Annotated in this window: 12 protein-coding genes; 2 read left to right on the forward strand and 10 right to left on the reverse strand. The window is 63.9% G+C overall.

Going from position 1 to position 17512, the window contains the following annotated elements; all coding sequences use genetic code 11:
* The first annotated feature begins 449 nt into the window (after positions 1 to 449).
* On the forward strand, positions 450 to 2420 hold the full coding sequence (locus FJ986_RS25885; protein WP_181181924.1) for a M23 family metallopeptidase: 1971 nt from the start codon (positions 450 to 452) through the stop codon (positions 2418 to 2420).
* A gap of 17 nt (positions 2421 to 2437) precedes the next feature.
* Here FJ986_RS25885 and FJ986_RS25890 read toward each other — a convergent pair whose 3' ends face one another.
* A complete protein-coding gene (locus FJ986_RS25890) occupies positions 2438 to 3991 on the reverse strand; it encodes an MFS transporter (protein ID WP_140676294.1) in 1554 nt (517 codons plus the stop codon).
* A 184-nt stretch (positions 3992 to 4175) separates the two neighbouring features.
* Here FJ986_RS25890 and FJ986_RS25895 point away from each other — a divergent pair, with 184 nt between their 5' ends.
* Positions 4176 to 4808, forward strand: a complete 633-nt coding sequence (locus tag FJ986_RS25895) for a TMEM175 family protein (RefSeq protein WP_140513832.1) — start codon at positions 4176 to 4178, stop codon at positions 4806 to 4808.
* Positions 4809 to 4921: 113 nt separating this feature from the next.
* Here the strand turns inward: FJ986_RS25895 and FJ986_RS25900 are convergent, their stop codons facing one another.
* From FJ986_RS25900 to FJ986_RS25940, 9 genes are all read right to left on the reverse strand, one after another.
* The gene (locus FJ986_RS25900; RefSeq protein WP_140676297.1) at positions 4922 to 6409 is read right to left on the reverse strand and encodes a L,D-transpeptidase family protein; all 1488 of its coding nucleotides are present in this window, start codon (positions 6407 to 6409) and stop codon (positions 4922 to 4924) included.
* 255 nt (positions 6410 to 6664) lie between these two features.
* Positions 6665 to 7024: an MmcQ/YjbR family DNA-binding protein gene (locus tag FJ986_RS25905; protein ID WP_140500941.1), complete on the reverse strand. Its 360-nt coding sequence runs from the start codon at positions 7022 to 7024 to the stop codon at positions 6665 to 6667.
* Positions 7025 to 7085: 61 nt separating this feature from the next.
* Positions 7086 to 9692 carry an ATP-dependent chaperone ClpB gene (gene clpB / locus FJ986_RS25910; protein ID WP_140500939.1) on the reverse strand — a complete coding sequence of 869 codons (2607 nt, stop codon included), beginning with the start codon at positions 9690 to 9692 and terminating at the stop codon, positions 7086 to 7088.
* 218 nt (positions 9693 to 9910) lie between these two features.
* Positions 9911 to 10837 (reverse strand): DUF4167 domain-containing protein, encoded by a 927-nt coding sequence (locus tag FJ986_RS25915; RefSeq protein ID WP_140525457.1) that lies wholly within the window; start codon positions 10835 to 10837, stop codon positions 9911 to 9913.
* Between the two features lie 304 nt (positions 10838 to 11141).
* Entirely contained in the window at positions 11142 to 12014 is an 873-nt protein-coding gene (gene prmC, locus FJ986_RS25920) for a peptide chain release factor N(5)-glutamine methyltransferase (RefSeq protein WP_140676300.1), read from the reverse strand.
* Positions 12007 to 13086, reverse strand: coding sequence for a peptide chain release factor 1 (gene prfA / locus FJ986_RS25925; RefSeq protein WP_140500926.1), 1080 nt, complete (start codon positions 13084 to 13086; stop codon positions 12007 to 12009). Before prfA ends, prmC begins: the two co-directional genes overlap by 8 nt.
* A 10-nt stretch (positions 13087 to 13096) precedes the next feature.
* Positions 13097 to 15367 carry a phosphoenolpyruvate--protein phosphotransferase gene (gene ptsP, locus FJ986_RS25930; RefSeq protein WP_140525455.1) on the reverse strand — a complete coding sequence of 757 codons (2271 nt, stop codon included), beginning with the start codon at positions 15365 to 15367 and terminating at the stop codon, positions 13097 to 13099.
* Positions 15368 to 15447: 80 nt separating this feature from the next.
* Positions 15448 to 16701 carry an aspartate kinase gene (locus FJ986_RS25935; protein ID WP_140525454.1) on the reverse strand — a complete coding sequence of 418 codons (1254 nt, stop codon included), beginning with the start codon at positions 16699 to 16701 and terminating at the stop codon, positions 15448 to 15450.
* Between the two features lie 210 nt (positions 16702 to 16911).
* A complete protein-coding gene (locus tag FJ986_RS25940; protein ID WP_140676303.1) occupies positions 16912 to 17484 on the reverse strand; it encodes a putative glycolipid-binding domain-containing protein in 573 nt (190 codons plus the stop codon).
* Between the last annotated feature and the right edge of the window lie 28 nt (positions 17485 to 17512).

Here is a 17512-nt window from a genome sequence, read left to right on the forward strand (position 1 = left end):
CGGCGCACCGCCCTCGTTCGTGAGGCGTATATAGTCGCCACCCCGACAAACTGTCAACACCGATCCAAGAAGTTTTTGAATTTTTGCGACAGAAATTTCAGGCCCGATTTGTCGATAGCCGGCTGCCGTTGGGGAACAGGACGCTAAGGAGTATCCAGCCACGAAGGAGCCCTATTGCCGCCGCATTGCCGTTCGACACCAGAACCAACAAAGCGGGCGCAGCGCAGCGGCGCGGTGCCTCTTTTGAGAGCCTCATATAGAGGTGTGCGATGAGCCCTCGAGAGAGGGAAACGCCGCCCTCATTGCAGAGCGCTCTATAAGAGAAGCGCGCGAGGGGAATTCGACCGGGGCCCGAGGCTTCGTTGACTTAACCTGCCGTGACAGGCAAATGTCATGGCCACAACAAAAGCGACAAGCCGTTCCGCCCGGGGAAAAAGCAGCCTTTCTGGATGCCAGATACGGAAGATGTCATAGCCGAACTCGGCAACGAGCCGCCGCTTATTGCGGACGGCCGCAGTGGTCCCCCCGACCGGCGCGAGGTTTCCGCGCGCTGGCTGTCGGGGACATTTTTGACCGGCGTGACCTCAAGCGTGCTGATGGGCGTGGCGCTGTTCGCCGCCCTCGACGGGCGCCAGCAACTGGCGACGCCACCCGAGATCGCCGAATTGATCGGCCTTGCCGGCAATGGCGATTCGGGCGAGATGGCCAAGACCACCAGGCTGGTGGCGCCGCGCCAGATCGCCAAGGCCAAGGACCGTCGACGCATGGAAGTGTCGATGGTCACCAAGGTCGGCGACCGCGATGTCATCCACACCATGCCTTTCGTGCAGATCAAGATGGCGCTGGCGGCCGGCCATACCACCAACCGGCCCTACCCGCCCTTCGATCCGATGCAGGTGTTCGGCGACGACGGTGACGACGCATCGGCGCAACCGGCGACGGCCGCCGCTACGCCGGGCCAGATCTACGGCACCAAGGTCGAAAGCGAAATGAGCCTGAAGACCGTCGACTTCCCCATTGAAACGGCTTCCTTCGATGAAAAGAGCGACCTTTCCGCCGATGAGGTGGAAAAGGTAGTGCGCGAGGCCGGCACCGATCTCAGCGACGGCGCCGTCCAGGTCGCTTCGCTCCACTATGTCGACCCGCAGCGATTTGGCGAGGCCTTTGCCGAGAGCATGGCCGGCTCCTACGACGTCAGGATCGTGCCGGAGAACGTTTCGGTCGCGCCACGTGCCAACGCCGATGACCAGGCACCGGCCTTCGCCGAGGAAATCATCCCTTTCACCAAGGATCTCGCCATCACGGAAGCCTTCGCAGATTCGGGCTATACGGGCGAGGACGCCGCCGGCATGGCCGAGGCGATCACCAAGCTCTTGAACGCCCCGGCGCTCAAGGCTGGAACCGTGCTGCGTGTTGGTCTCGAGGTCCATGGCGACGCCGCCAAGGTCGTGCGCACCAGCGTCTACGATCGGACCCAGCATATCGTCACCATCGCGCTCGACGATCGCGGCCAGTATGTGCCGGCGCAGGAACCGGAGCCCAATCCGGAGTTGCTGACGGCGTTCGATGATTCGTCGGCGCCAGTGGTGGTGCGCGGCAACCTGCCCAACGTCTATGACGGCATCTACCGCGCCGCCTATTCCTACGGCATGTCCAAGGCCATGACGCAGCGGCTCATCAAGCTGTTGGCTTCCGATGTCGACTTCCAGTCCCGCCTCAATCCGGCCGACCGTCTCGAAGTGCTGTTCTCGCAGCCCGACGGCGACGACCAGACCTCGGACAATTCCGAACTGCTTTACGTCTCGGCGACCTTCGGCGGGCAGACGCGCAATTTCTACCGTTTTCAGATGCAGGACGGCAGCACGGATTATTTCGACGAGGACGGCTCGAGCGCCCAGCAGTTCCTGCTGCGCAATCCGTTGCCGGCCGGAAAGTTCCGCTCCGGCTTTGGCGCGCGCAGGCACCCGATCCTCGGCTATGTCCGCATGCATACCGGCGTCGACTGGGCAGCCCCCATCGGCACGCCGATCATCGCCGCGGGCAATGGCGTCATCGAGAAGGTCGGCTGGGCCGGCGGCTATGGCAAGCAGATCATCATTCGCCATGCCAACGGCTATGAGACCTCCTACAATCACCAGAGCGCTTTTGCCAAAGGCATCGAACCGGGCGTTCACGTCCGCCAAGGCCAGACCATCGGCTATCTCGGCCAGACCGGCCTCGCCACCGGCCCGCATCTTCACTACGAGCTGATCGTCAATGGCACCAAGGTCGATCCGATGCGCGTCCGCCTGCCGGTCGGCAAGGTGTTGAAGGGCGAGGACCTTGTCGCCTTCAAGCGTGAACGCGAGCGCATCGACGACCTGCTGAAGCAGGAAGAGAGTGATTCGCTGAAGGTCGCGAGCGCCAAGATCGAAGGATAGTTCCTTCGATCCACCCGTCAGTCGCGAGGGTTTTCGGCGGGCCGGCGCCATGGCAATGATTCGCCTGAAATCGTCATCCAGGCGATGACAGCCGAAAGCAGGCAAAGCAGCGCCGTTACAAAGGAAACAGCCGAGAATGCGGCGTCGCTGGCGGCAAGCCGTGCGGCGTCGACAGCCGGGGCCAGTCCGGTCGTCGCCGGTTCACCGAACCCCGGCACGCCGGGCAAGGCGCTGCCATCCAGGGCCTTCGCGTAGACCCAGGCGGCAAGCGACCCCATAGCCGCAACCGCAATCAGGCCGCCTATGCGCGAGACGGCATTGTTGATACCGGAGGCCGCGCCCGTATCCTTGTCTTCCACCGCCGTCATGATCGCGGTCGACAGCGGCGACACCACCAGCGCCATGCCGAACCCCATCAGCGCCATCAGCGGAAATGTTCCGGTCCAGAAATTGTGGATACCGGCATGCGTCAACAAGCCAAGCCCGGCGAAGGCGAAGGCAACCACCAGACTGCCGCTGGCGATCGGAAAACGCGGTCCGATCCGGTCGGACCACTGGCCGACAGGCCCAGACAGCAGTGCGATCAATGCAGACAGCGGCAGGAAGATGAAGCCGACCTCGGCCGTGCTCAGCCCCCAGCCGGCGATCAAAAGCATGGGCAGGTAGAAAAGATTGGCCGACAGCGCGAAATAGAGGAAGAAGGTCGCGAGATTGGCGCCGGCGAAGGCGCCGATGCGAAACAGATTGAGATCGATCATCGGCTCGCGCTGCCGGCGCTCGTAGAAAATGAAGACGAAAAGCAGGACCACGCCGGCAACGATCGCCGAACCCGACATGAATCCGGCAGCCTCCGCGTTCATCGCCGTCAGCCCGTAGGCCAGCAACCCGAAGGCCAGTGTCGCCAGCGCCGCGCCGCCAAGATCGAGGCTGCGCTTTTCGGTCGGCCGATCCGCCGGGATCTTGGCGAGCAGCAGGTAGATCGAAACCAGCCCAAGCGGCAGGTTGATGGCAAATATCGCACGCCAGATTCCATTGCCGAGGGTCGACAGCACGAAACCGCCCAGCACCGGACCGAGTGCCGTGGTCAGCGCCGAAGCGGCGGCCCAGATGCCGATTGCGCGGCCGCGCTCCTTTTTCGGATGGGCCTTGGCGATGATGGCAAGGCTGCCCGGCACCATGATCGCAGCGCCGACGCCCTGGATTGCACGAAACGCGATCAGCACCGCCGGATTGGGCGCCAGCGCGCAGGCCAGCGAAGCGGCAATGAACAGCGCGATGCCGACGACGAAGGCGCGGCGCAGGCCGAAGCGGTCGCCCGCAGCACCGCCGGCAAGGATGAGCGCCGAAAGCGTCAGCGCATAGGCATTGGATATCCACTGCGCTTGCGCCAGGCTGGCGCCGAGATCGACGCGGATTGCCGGCGTGGCGATGGCAAGGATCGAACCGTCGATGAAACCAAGCGCTGAAGCCAGGATCGCGGCGATCAGCACATAGCGCCGCTGCGACTGCGGGCAGAACGTACCGTTGGCGGTCGGCGGCGGGACGGCAGCGGCTTTGCTCGGTGAATGCATGCAACCTGCATAAACCCGCGGCGCGCCTGCAACAACCAGCCAGCGGTCCCGGTCGTTGAAACCAGCTGCGCAGCCACCTGGCCGCATTGGCAGGTGCCGGCCCACGCAGATGCAAACAAGCGCCGGCATGCTAAGCTTTCACGCGGCATCGGACGGGAGCCGATCAGACAGGGGGAGAAAATCGATGAAGCGACCGCTCGAACCATCCCAGTCCGGGCTCCACCGCGTCGTCGGGCTGACCGACGGCGTCTTCGCCATCGCGCTGACCCTGATCGTTCTGGAGATTCGTGTACCGACGCACGAGGCGATCCATTCCGAAGGCGATCTCCTCGACGCCGTCCTGGCGTTGGCGCCGCGCTTCCTGACCTATGCGCTTTCCTTCCTGACGCTGACCATCTTCTGGTTCGGCCAGCAGGCGCAGCATGGGTTGATCACCAGATCCGACAGGCGGCTGGCAACACTCAATTTGTGCTTTCTCGCCTTTATCGCCCTGCTGCCGTTCTCGACCGATCTTCTGGCCGACTTCCTCGAATTCAGAACCGCGGTCGCCGTCTATTGGCTCAATCTGCTGATGCTCGGCGTCACCCTGATCGCCAGCTGGCGCTATGCGGAGAAAAATGGCCTTCTGGCGGATGATGTCGACGTCGAAACGAAACGCACGGTCTACCTGCGCATCGTCAAGGCGCAGCTTCTGTGGGCGGTCGGCGCCCTGCTCTGTCTGGTCACCCCGCTGCTCAGCGTCGGCTTCATTCTCATGGTGCAGCTGATTTATGCCGCGACACCGAGCGCGAAATGGTTGCGCAGGATAATCGGGTAGAGCAATTCCAGGAAAAACGTGGCGGTTTCCCGGGAAAAGCGCGCAGCGCTGGAGCGGCTCGGAAGTCCATCGAACACTGAACCGCTCTAACCAGCGACGAACGCCGCATCGTCTCAGTCGACGAATTCCACCGTCACGCCGGGCGAAACCAGCTTGGCCAGCTCGCGGGCATCCCAATTGGTTAGTCGCACGCAACCATGGCTTTCGGTCTTGCCGATCTTCGAGGGATCCGGCGTGCCATGGATGCCGTAGGTCGGCTTGTCCAACGCGATCCACACCGAGCCGACAGGGCCGTTCGGGCCGGGCGGAATGGTCAGGACCTTATTGTTCTCGCCCTGTTTGAAATTGATGTTGGGGTTGTAGGTGTAGTTCGGATCAAGCGCGACACGGGACACGGCATGAATGCCGGACGGCGACGGCGTGTCGGACGAGCCGATGGTGGCGGGATAGGCCGCGACCAGCTTGCCCGCCGTATCATAGGCAAAGACCTCTTTCTTGCCCTTGTCGGCGACGATGCGAGCCACCGGCGACGACACCAGTCTGCCGAAATTGGCAACCTTGATGATCGTTCCGGGACGGTTGAAATTGGCCTCCGGGTTGAGCGCCTTGAGATAGTTCTCGTCCATGTGGAAGCGCTCGGCAAGCGCTTCCGTGACGGACGTATAGCCCATGCGGTCGAGCTGCGCCTTCTGGCTGTAATCTTCCGGGATCGACGCAACATAGGGACCGGCCGCATCCTCCGGCGTGATCGTGTAGTTGGCCAAGGCATCGCCGCCCGTTTGTGCAAGGGCCGCCTGGATGCCGACGGCGTCGGTCGATCGCAGATTGCTGCCGGTGATCTGGTTGTAGGCAGCCAGCGCCTTGTCGACATTCGAACCGAAGCGCCCGTCGATGACGCCAGGCGAAGCGCCGCCGCGATCAAGCAGCACCTGCAGAGCCGCGACATCCTGGCGTGCTCCGAGCGAAAGCGACGGGTCGACCACAGTCTTGCCGCCTGCTTTCGGCGGTAATCCCGCCTCGTCTGCGGGCGCCGGCTGCGCGGCGGGAGCCGTGGGCTCGACCGGCTCTATCGAGGCCTCGTTCAGCGGCTGGCGCTTGATGGAGGGCGGCGTTGCCGGCTGGGGCGCTTCCGGATAGTTGTCGTAGACGCCGTCGCCGCCGGGGGCCGGCGGGTAGGCCTCGACGGAATTGTCGCCATAGGGATCATATTCCTGGACGGGCGGCGCGATGACCCGGCCTTCGTCTTCCATCTGCCTGCGGCGGAAGCGTGCCATGTCTTCCGGATCGTCGAGATAGTAGCGGTCGTCGTCGGCGGGAACGCGGCCGAGTTCGCGCAGCCGTGTCTCGCGGCGCAGCGCGCGTCGGTCGAGCCTGGTCTGCGGCGGTTGGATGGCGATGACCTTGCCCGTGTCCGCATCGACGATGAGGCGGTTGCCCCTGGCGTCGTAATAGATGTCGAGATTGCCGTCCTGGGCCAGCAGGATGCCGCCGTCAGCGGGGCGGACGACCCGCGGCGAAGCGTCCTCGGTCGGCGCGGCGAACGCGCTTGAAAACGCCAGTCCGGCCGCAAGTGCCGAAAGGGTGAAGATCGTCCGCAACATCGTGGGCAAACTCTCCGGTCCGTAATTGCCGTCGCCGGCGGCTTTCGCGCGTAGCGAGTCCTTCGCCAGCGAACCACCGCCCAACCATAAGGTTCCAATATGAACCGGGCATGAAGATGGCAGTTTTCCGGCGCCTCGACGAATATCAGCTAAAAGCATATCATCCAAAAGCGGCCCGGTTTGGGGCGAAAGATATGCATAGAACAAAAGCTAAAGCGCGTCGCCTGAATCCGTCGAGCGTGACGCGCTTTAGCCTCAGGCAAGTCCCAGTTCCTTTCGCGCCTGCTTCGTCAACTTCAGGGCGACAAGACGATGGCTCTCGCGCAGGTAATCCTTCAGCGCGCCATCATCCATGCTCTGGCTTGTCTGGCGCTGGATCCATTTCATGCCGCGCGAGGCAAGATAGGGTGCGGGCCGCAAGCCCGGCTGCTCCTTCAGCACATCATAGGCAATGTCGGAGCATTTGAAGGTGATGAAAGGATCGCGGCCCTCGCTCCAGCCGCCGATGGCAAAGACCTTGGCGCCGACCTTCCAGACATGGGCGCCGCCCCACTGGACGACATGCGATGTGGCGGGCAGCGAGGCGCAGAAGCCGTTATAGTCGTCCAGCGTCATGCGTGCTCCTGCCGAAAGACGCGGAAAAGCCGCGCGCCCGTCCTGGGCGCGCGGCGTTCAATCAGGCTGCCGCTTCGGTCGCGACGACCGTCGGCTTCGAACGGAAATTCAACCGGTCGGAGCCAGCGGTCACCTTGACGGTCGAGCCGTCGAGGATCTCGCCGAGCAGGATCTTCTCAGCCAGCGGATCCTGCAGGTCTTTCTGCATCACCCGCTTTAACGGCCGCGCGCCATAGGCAGGGTCGTAACCCTTGGATGCCAGCCAGTCGATCGCCTCCTGGTCCAGCGACAGCGTGATCTTGCGGTCGACCAGCAGGTTTTCCAGCCGCTTGAGCTGGATTTCGACGATGCGGCCCATATCCTGCCGGCGCAGCCGATGGAACAGGATCACCTCGTCGACGCGGTTGAGGAACTCCGGCCGGAACGACGCCTTGACGACGTTCATCACCTCGTCGCGAACCTGGTCGACATCTTGGTCCTCGCCGAGATTGACCAGGTATTCGGCGCCGAGGTTCGACGTCATGATGATCAGCGTGTTGCGGAAGTCAACCGTGCGGCCCTGCCCATCGGTGAGCCGGCCGTCGTCGAGCACCTGCAGGAGCACGTTGAACACGTCGGGATGCGCTTTCTCGATCTCGTCGAACAGCACGACCTGATAGGGCCGGCGCCGCACCGCTTCGGTCAGCGCGCCGCCTTCCTCATAACCGACATAGCCGGGAGGCGCGCCGATCAATCGGGCAACCGAATGCTTCTCCATGAACTCCGACATGTCGATGCGCACCATCGCGCTCTCGTCATCGAACAGAAAGTTCGCCAGCGCCTTGGTCAGTTCGGTCTTGCCAACGCCGGTCGGGCCGAGGAACATGAACGAGCCGATCGGCCGGTTCGGATCCTGCAGGCCGGCGCGAGCGCGCCGCACTGCCTTGGAAACCGCTTGCACCGCCTCGCCCTGGCCGACGACGCGCTTGCCGATCTCGTCTTCCATGCGCAACAGCTTGTCGCGCTCGCCTTCCAGCATCTTGTCGACCGGAATTCCGGTCCAGCGCGAGACGATGTGGGCGACATGATCGGGCGTGACCACTTCCTCGACCATGCCAGCCTTGCCGTCCTGGGCCTCGGCTTCCTTCAGCTTCTTTTCCAGTTCCGGGATCTTGCCATAGGCAAGCTCGCCGGCGCGCTGGAACTCGCCCTTGCGCTGGGCGATGGCCAGTTCGTTGCGCGCCTCGTCAAGCTGCTTCTTGAGATCGGCGGCGAGCCCGAGCTTCTGCTTCTCTGCCTGCCATTTCGAGGTCATCTCGGTCGATTCCTCCTCAAGGCTGGCGAGGTCCTTCTCGAGCCGGGCAAGCCTGTCTTTCGAAGCCTCGTCCTTCTCGACCTTCAGCGCTTCGCGCTCGATCTTGAGCTGCATGATGCGGCGGTCGATCTCGTCCAGCGCTTCGGGCTTGGAATCGACCTGCATGCGAAGCCTCGAAGCGGCTTCGTCGACGAGGTCGATCGCCTTGTCCGGCAGGAACCGGTCGGCGATGTAGCGGTTGGACAGCGTCGCCGCCGCGACCAGCGCCGAATCGGAAATGCGCACCTTGTGGTGCTGTTCGTATTTCTCCTTCAGGCCGCGCAGGATCGAGACCGTGTCCTCCACCGTCGGCTCCTCGACGAAGACTGGCTGGAAGCGGCGGGCGAGTGCGGCATCCTTCTCCACATGCTTGCGGTATTCGTCGAGCGTGGTGGCGCCGACGCAGTGCAGTTCGCCGCGCGCCAGCGCCGGCTTCAGAAGGTTGGACGCATCCATGGCGCCGTCCGCCTTGCCGGCGCCGACCAGGGTGTGCATCTCGTCGATGAACAGGATGATGCCGCCAGCAGCGGCAGTGACCTCGGAAAGCACGGCCTTCAGCCGCTCCTCGAACTCACCGCGATATTTGGCGCCGGCGATCAGCGCGCCCATGTCGAGCGCCATCAGCTGCTTGTCCTTCAGCGATTCCGGCACGTCGCCATTGACGATACGCAGCGCCAGGCCTTCGGCGATCGCCGTCTTGCCGACGCCCGGCTCGCCGATCAGCACCGGATTGTTCTTGGTGCGGCGCGACAGCACCTGGATGGTGCGGCGGATCTCGTCGTCGCGGCCGATGACCGGATCGAGCTTGCCGGCGCGGGCATCGGCGGTGAGATCGCGCGCGTATTTCTTCAGCGCGTCATAGCCCTGTTCGGCATTCGCCGAATCGGCGGTGCGGCCCTTGCGGACGTCGTTGATCACCTGGTTGAGCGCCTGCGCGGTGACGCCGGCCTTGGCCAGTATGTCTGATGTCTTGGCTGATTTCTCGACTGCAAGCGCCGTCAGTAGCCTTTCGACCGTGACGAAGCTGTCACCGGCCTTCTTGGCCAGTTCCTCGGCTGTCGAAAACACCTTGGCCAACGGCTGTGCCAGATAGAGCTGGCCGTTGCCGCCCTCCACCTTGGGCATCGCTTCGAGTGCCGTCTCGATGCCGAGCTTGACGTCACGGACGCTGCCGCCGGCGCGCTCGATGAGCGACGCAGCCAGACCCTCGTCGTCATCGACGAGCACTTTCAGGATATGTTCGGGGGTGAATTGCTGGTGGTTGCGCGAGAGCGCCATCGTCTGCGCGGATTGGATGAAGCCGCGCACGCGCTCCGAGTATTTCTCAAGATTCATACCTGTCTCCTTCCATCACCGGCCCGCTTTGCGGCACCGGATCAGATTGCGGTGACGGACCCGCCCGTGAGAGCCGGGTCCAGTTGAGGCTGATATGGTGCGCTATCCGCGAACCCTCAAGACGTCTTGATGTCTGCGAAGGCATAATATTCGACGGCCGCGCAAACGAAAACGGCGGAGATTTCTCTCCGCCGTTCAATGTATCGAGGCGTCGCCGCTCAGTTGTCGATGTCGGCGATCGCGGGGTCGGCGTTGCCATTGTCGACCGGGGCCGCCGCCACCTCGCCAGCGTCGGCATTGTCGTTGCCGCTGGTGATCTGGTCGGCATTGCCGCGCGGGCGGCGCGGACGCCTCGGACGACGGCTGGGACTAGTCTCCGCGGCCGTCTCATTGAGTTCGGCCTGGGCAGCGAGCCCGGCCGGCGACAGGTTCTCGAACAGCGGCGCCGCCTGCTCGACCGGCGCGACGGATTCGGCTGGCGTGACGGCCTCGGCCTGTTCGGCCGTCTCGTTGCGCTGCTGCTGGGCACCCTGCTCGGCGGACGAACCATAATCGCCGCGCTGGCTGTTCTGGCCATAGCCGCCATTGGGGCGGCGGTCGCGATGGCGTCCGCCATTATTGTCGCGGCCGCCACTGTTGCGCCCGCCATTATTATCACGATCGCGGCCGTTTTCCCGGTTCAGCGCGACTTCGGCCGGCATGCCTTCGATAACCGGCTGCGGACCCGCGCCGTGGTTGATCACCGGAACCGGCGCATCCGCAACGTTGTTGCCGGCGTTGCCGGCATTGTCGAACTCGTCGCGATCCTCATCGCCATCATCGTCGAATTCGTCGCGATTCTGCTGGACGTTCTGGATCGGCATCTGCGCCTGCGCGGCGGCAATGATGCGATTATAGTGCTCGGCGTGCTGGAGATAGTTCTCCGCCATCACCCGGTCGCCGGAGCTTTGCGCATCACGGGCAAGGGTGGCGTACTTTTCAGCGATCTGCTGAGCAGACCCACGGATCTTCACGTCCGGGCCGTTGCTCTCGTAGTTGCGCGTCAGGGGATTTGGCCCCTTGCGGTTGTTGTTATTGTTGTTGTTGCCGCCGCCGCCATTGTTGTTGCGACCGCGCATGCGCCTGTTCTGCTGTTGTGGCCTCATTCGACTCTCTTCATATTGAAATTTTCGAAAACTCTTCACGAACGGTGGCGCTCATGCAGCCAGCCGTTTCGTTTCTTCACCGGCGTTCGCCCGCATCAATTGCGTTGGCGCCACGTGCCATCCTGTTCCGGTTACATCACTTGCCGGACGATTCCCGCACGAAGCTTGGGCGTCGTTTGCGCAAGAAGGCAGCTATTTCCAAGGAAAACCGAATCGCTAAGAGCACTGCCTGCTTCGTCTCATCCGGTTAACGCGACCCTAGCCGCATTCCCCGGCATTGCCAAGCGGTTTTTTTCGCACTGCGTCAAGGCTTTCCCCGTTGAAAGACAAGAACCCTGTCGTTTCCGCCGAGGTCGCCGAACGCACCAGAGACCGCATAGCCGGACGAGCGAAATATAGCGGTGACCTCGATGTGCTGTGTGTAGCCGATCTCGACCGCAATCCTGCTTCCGGCTTCTAGAAACTTAGCCGCCTCAGCGGCGATGACCCTGTAAGGGGCCAACCCATCCGCGCCGCCATCCAGGGCCAGGCGCGGGTCGAAATCCCGGACTTCATCCTGCAGATTTCCGATGTCCTCCGATCGTATATAGGGAGGGTTTGCGACAATTACATGGTATCGACCAGAAACTTTTTCAAACCAGTCGGACAGCAGCGCCGTGAACCGGTCGCCAAGCCCCAATTGCGCGGCATTGCGCGTTGCCGTCCTCAACGCCCCTTCCGAGAAGTCGACCCCGGTGGCAATCGCTGCCGGCACGGCGCTGAGCAGCGCCAGCGCGATGGCTCCGCTGCCGGTTCCCAGATCGAGGATGCGGCACTCGCCCTCGCGCATGACGGTTGCCCTGACAAAGGGCAGTATGGCCTCGACCAGCGTTTCGGTGTCGGGCCGCGGCTCCAGCGTTTCCGGCGACAGCGACAGCCGCAACCCGTAGAACTCCCGATAGCCCAGGATGCGGTGCACGGGCTCGCCGCCCGCGCAGCGCCTCAAGGCGCGGTCGATCTGGACAAGAGCGGCGGCATCGACCGCATGTTCGGGATCGGCAATGGCCTGCGTGCGGGTCGTACCTGAAAAGTGCTCCACGATCAGTCTTGCATCGAGCGCCGGATTATCGACCGCCGCCAAGCGCGCTCGCGCTGCCCGCAGCAGCGGCCCCAGCGCCTGGGGCAAAGGATCAGCCATCAAGACCGATATCGGCGAGCAGCTTCGACTGGTGATCGGCGATCAGAGCGTCGATGACTTCGTCGAGTTCGCCCATCATCACCCGGTCGAGCTTGTAGAGCGTCAGGTTGATGCGATGATCGGTGACGCGGCCTTGCGGAAAATTGTAGGTGCGGATGCGTTCCGAGCGGTCGCCGGAGCCGACCTGCGACTTGCGCGATTCCGAGCGCTCCTCATCGGCCTTGCTGCGTTCCAGGTCGTAGAGCCGGGCCCGCAGGATCTGCATGGCCTTGGCCCGGTTCTGGTGCTGCGATTTCTCCGCCTGCACCACCATGATGCCGGTCGGCAAATGGGTGATGCGCACTGCCGAATCGGTGGTGTTGACGTGCTGGCCGCCCGAGCCCGACGCGCGCATCGTGTCGATGCGGATGTCTTCGGCCCGGATGTCGATGTCGACTTCCTCCGCCTCCGGCAGCACGGCTACCGTCGCCGCCGAGGTGTGAATGCGTCCGCTGGCCTCGGTCGCGGGCACGCGCTGCACCCGGTGGACGCCGGACTCGAATTTCAGATGCGCGAAAACCCCCTTGCCGGAAACCGTGGCGATGATTTCCTTATAGCCGCCGGCATCGCCCTCGCTGGCCGATACCGTCTCGAACCGCCAGCCACGCGAAGCGGCGTAGCGCTCATACATGCGAAACAGGTCGCCGGCGAACAATGCTGCCTCGTCGCCGCCGGTGCCGGCGCGGATTTCCAGGATGGCGTTCTTGTCATCGGCCGCATCCCTGGGCAAGAGCAGGATCTGGATGTCCTTCTGCAACGCTTCGATGCGCTCATCGACCTCTGGCAGGTCGGCCTCGGCGAGAGCCCGCATCTCGGCATCGGTGCCCTTGTCGGCGAGCATCGCCTCGAGATCGGCCTGCTCCTGCTCGGCCGAGCGCAAGGCTCTGACCTTGGCAACCATCTCCTGGAGCTCGGCATATTCCGATGCCATCTTAACATAGGCATCCGGCGCCGGGCCGGCCGACATCTGCGCTTCGAGCATTTCGAAACGCTTGACGACTTGATCCATGCGGTCGCGGGGAAGGGAGATCATTGCAAAGGTGCTATAACGGAATTGAGCGGTCGTCGGCGAAGGCCTGCAGCAGCGCCCGCATCGGCAGCCCCTGGGCCGGCGCCATCAGATTGTCGTCGAAGAACGCTTTCAACGCCTCCAGCGGCAATTCGGTCAGCATCGCCTTGACCGGACCGATCGAAGCGGGCGACATCGAGATAGAACGGAAACCGAGGCCGACCAGCGCCATTGCCGAGATCGGCTTGCCGGCGAGTTCGCCGCAGAGTGTGACGGGCGTGTGGTTGCGGGCGCCGGCATCGGCGATGGTCTTGAGCACCCGCAGGAACGGCGTCGACAACGTGTCGAAGCGATCGGAAAGCTGCGTGTTGCCGCGGTCGACCGCCATCACGAACTGGAACAGGTCGTTCGAGCCGACCGAGACGAAGTCGACCGCCTTCATCAACTCGTCAAGCTGGAACAGGAGGGACGGCACCTCCAACATTGCCCCGAGCTTGAGGCTGGTCGGCAAATGATGGGCAAAGCGCGACAGATGCCGCACCTCGCGGTCGATGATTTCGCGCGCCTGGGCGATCTCGCCGAGCTCGGTGACCATCGGCAGCATCAGCTTGAGCTCCCGCCCGCCGCAGGCTTTCAGCAGGGCGCGGATCTGGGTGCGCAGCAATCCCGGACGGTCCAGCGTCAGGCGGATCGCCCGCCAGCCGAGCGCCGGGTTCTCTTCCTGGATGGCGCCTTTGAAATAGGGCAGCACCTTGTCGCCGCCGATGTCGATGGTGCGGAAGGTCACCGGCTTGCCGCGCGCGGCATCGAGCACGTCGCGGTAGAGCCGCTCCTGCGCCTCGGCACGGGGAAAGGTCGAGGCGACCATGAACTGCAATTCGGTGCGGAACAGGCCGATCCCGGCGGCACCCGACTCGGCCAGTTGCGGCAGGTCGACGGCAAGCCCGGCATTCATCAAAAGGTCGACCGCAACGCCATCCTTGGTCACCGACGGCTTCTTGCGCAGTTCGCGGTAGACTTCCTGCCGGCGCGCCCGGAACCGCACCTTTTCGGCATAGGCGGCTTCGAGATCCGACTGCGGACGAAGATGGATCGCGCCTTCCTCGCCGTCGACGATGATGGCATCGCCGTTTTCCGCCATGGAAACGGCGCCCTTCATCTGCCCGGCGACGGGAATGCCCATGGCGCGCGCGACGATGACGACGTGGCTGGTGGCCGCGCCATCCTCGAGCACCAGCCCGCGCAATTTGTCCCGGGGATAGTCGAGCAGTTCGGCGGCGCCCATCGAGCGGGCGACGATGATGGCATCCTTCGGCAGCGAGGCCGCGACATCGTCAGGCCCGCGTCCCATCAGCTGGCGCAGAAGCCGGTTGGCGAGGTCGTCGAAATCGCTCATCCGCTCGCGCAGATAAGGATCGGTCATGTGCAGCATGCGCGCGCGCATGTCGCTCTGCACCTTTTCGACCGCAGCTTCCGCCGTCAGGCCGTTGCGGATCGCCTCTTCCAGCCGCCGGACCCAGCCGCGGTCGTTGGCGAACATGCGGTAGGCTTCCAGCACCTGGCGATGCTCGCCCTCGAAGGCGACGTCGCGGCGCTCGAGCATGTCGTCGATGGAAAGCCTGAGCGAGCCGAGCGATGCCTCGAGCCGGCGGACTTCCTCTTCGCTGTCCTCGTTGAACAGGTTGGTGACGACGATCCGCGGTTCGTGCAGCACGACATGACCGAGCCCGACGCCCTCGTTGAACGACAGGCCGGTGAAGCTGACCGGGCGGCGCAGGTCGAGCTCGAGGCCGGGCCGCGTCAGCCGCGCCAGATCGCCGGTGGCGATCATCTCGGCGATAACCATGGCGGTGGTTTCCAGCGCCTCGACCTCGTCGTCGCGATAGTGGCGCATGGTCTTGTTCTGCACCACCAGCACGCCCAGCGTGCGCCCTGCCCTGAGCACCGGCACGCCGAGGAAGGAATTGTAGATCTCTTCCCCGGTTTCCGGCAGGTAGGCGAAAGCCGGATGTTCCTGCGCATTGGATAGATTGAGCGGCCGCGCGCTGGCGGCGATCGTGCCGACCAGGCCTTGCCCCAGCCTGAGCTGCGCCAGGTGCACCGCGTTGGGGTTCAGGCCTTCGGTGGCGTAGAGTTCGAGCACGGAATCGGCGCGCAGCACATAGAGCGAGCACACTTCGGCGACCATGTTGGAGGCGATGTCGCGCACGATGCGATCGAGCCGCTCCTGCGGCTCCAGCGGCTCCTGCATGAGCTCGCGGAGCCGTTTCAGCAGAACGCGCGGGCCACTGGCCGGGTCACGCATCGCGGCTTCTTCTCCAATAGGCTTCCTGCCGGCGCAGTTTCGGCCGCCGCCGGCACGCACGCAACAACTGATTCAGTCTGCTACTGCTTATCCAGACCGTAGACGGAATGCAAAGTGCGAACCGCGAGTTCCGTGTACGGACCGTCGATCAGTATCGAAATCTTGATCTCGGAGGTGGTGATGGCGCGGATGTTGATTGCCTTCTCGGCCAGCGCCTTGAAGGCGGTGGCGGCAACGCCGGCATGGCTTCTCATGCCGATGCCGATGACCGAGACCTTCGACATGCCGGCTTCCGACTGCACGACGTCGTAGCCGACATCGGCCTTCAGCCGGTCGAGCACGGCCAGCGCTTTGTCCACGTCTCCGGAGGGCACCGTGAAGGTCATGTCGGTAAGCTTGCCGTCCTCGGAAATGTTCTGGACGATCATGTCTACGTTGATGTTGGCCTCGGCCAGCGGCCCGAAAATGCCGGCGGCGACGCCCGGCCGGTCGCCGACACGCCGCAGCGAAATCTGCGCCTCGTCCTTGGCATAGGCAATTCCGGTGACGACCTGCTGTTCCACGATCTCTTCCTCGTCGCAAATAAGCGTTCCGGGCGGATTGAGCAAATCCCCCATTCCGGGCGCGTCGGGATCGTCGAAGGACGACCGCACGAAGGTACGCACCCTGTGCACCATGGCAAGCTCGACCGAACGCACCTGCAGAACCTTGGCGCCGAGCGAGGCCATTTCAAGCATTTCCTCGAACGATATCTTGGCCAGCCGCCGCGCCTTCGGCTCGATGCGCGGATCGGTGGTGTAGACGCCGTCGACGTCGGTATAGATGTCGCAACGGTCGGCCTTGACGGCGGCCGCGATCGCCACCGCGCTGGTGTCGGAGCCGCCACGACCAAGCGTTGCGATGCGGTTGTCCGGTCCGATGCCCTGGAAACCTGCGATGACGGCCACCTGGCCCTCGCCGAAGCGCTTGATCAGGAAAGCGCCGTCGATATCGAGGATGCGTGCCGCGCCATGCGCGTTGTCGGTCTTGATCGGGATCTGCCAGCCCTGCCAGGAGCGGGCGTGCACGCCCATGTTCTGCAAGGTGATCGCCAAAAGGCCTGCCGTCACCTGCTCGCCGGACGCAACCACGGCATCATATTCGCGCGCGTCGTGCATCGGCGAGGCCTCGCGCGTCCAGCCGACCAGTTCGTTGGTCTTGCCGGCCATCGCCGAGACCACCACCGCCACCTCGTGACCGGCATCGACCTCCCGTTTGACGTGACGCGCCACATTGCGGATGCGGGCGATGTCGGCGACGGAGGTTCCGCCGAATTTCATCACGATGCGCGCCATGGAAGCGAAATGCCTTTGACTGAAGCCGGCTCTGCGCCGAAAACCGAGGAAAGCGCCCGGCTGGCGCCGGCCGCTGAATGCGCGGCCTCCTTAGCCAAAACATCCAGGCTTCGCAAGCGATGGCGCACAAGAAGGGCGCCACGTGCCTGCTGGACTGGAACTCCATTTTGCGCAGCGCCGCTACCGGCAAGGCTCTCAGAGCGGCGGACCTCAGCCCGGGCGGGCGACGCTCTTCCACAAATCCGGATAGTCGAGCACGAAGCCGAGTGGAGAGACCTCCAGCACCGCCTCATAGCCGAATGCCGGCGCGGCATAGGCGTAGCGGGCCGCGTCGAGGCGCCGATAGGTCTGCTCGATCCGCATCATTCTGAGCTCGGGAAAGGCCAGATAGGCGGCCGGCGCGGGCGTCGCTTCGCCGACGGCGAGCGCGAACCGGCGGATCGCCAGGAGGTTCGAAGCCGGCGTGAAGCCGAGATCGACGTCTATCAGGCCGGCCACCTCCGGCTGCGGCTCGCCATTCAGCGCCCAGGAGCCGTCGGCGCGGCGTTCGATCCCCAGGGAAAGCTCTTGCGGGCCGAGAAAGCCCTCGACCCGTGCCGAGCGCGTGTGCCAGCCGGCATCGCAATCCACCTCGTAGGCGATGCAACACGGCTTGTCGTCTTGCAGGAAGATGGCCTGCCCCTTCAGGCGGTGCCCGCCGGGCCGCTGCGAGAGCATGCAGGAATCGTGACCTTCAAGGTCGAGCCTGCGCCAAAGGATCGATGCGGTCTGAATCACGGCCATCTCCTTTTCTCAACACGATCTTCCCTTT

The sequence above is a fragment of the Mesorhizobium sp. B1-1-1 genome (assembly GCF_006442955.1).
GTDB lineage: Bacteria > Pseudomonadota > Alphaproteobacteria > Rhizobiales > Rhizobiaceae > Mesorhizobium.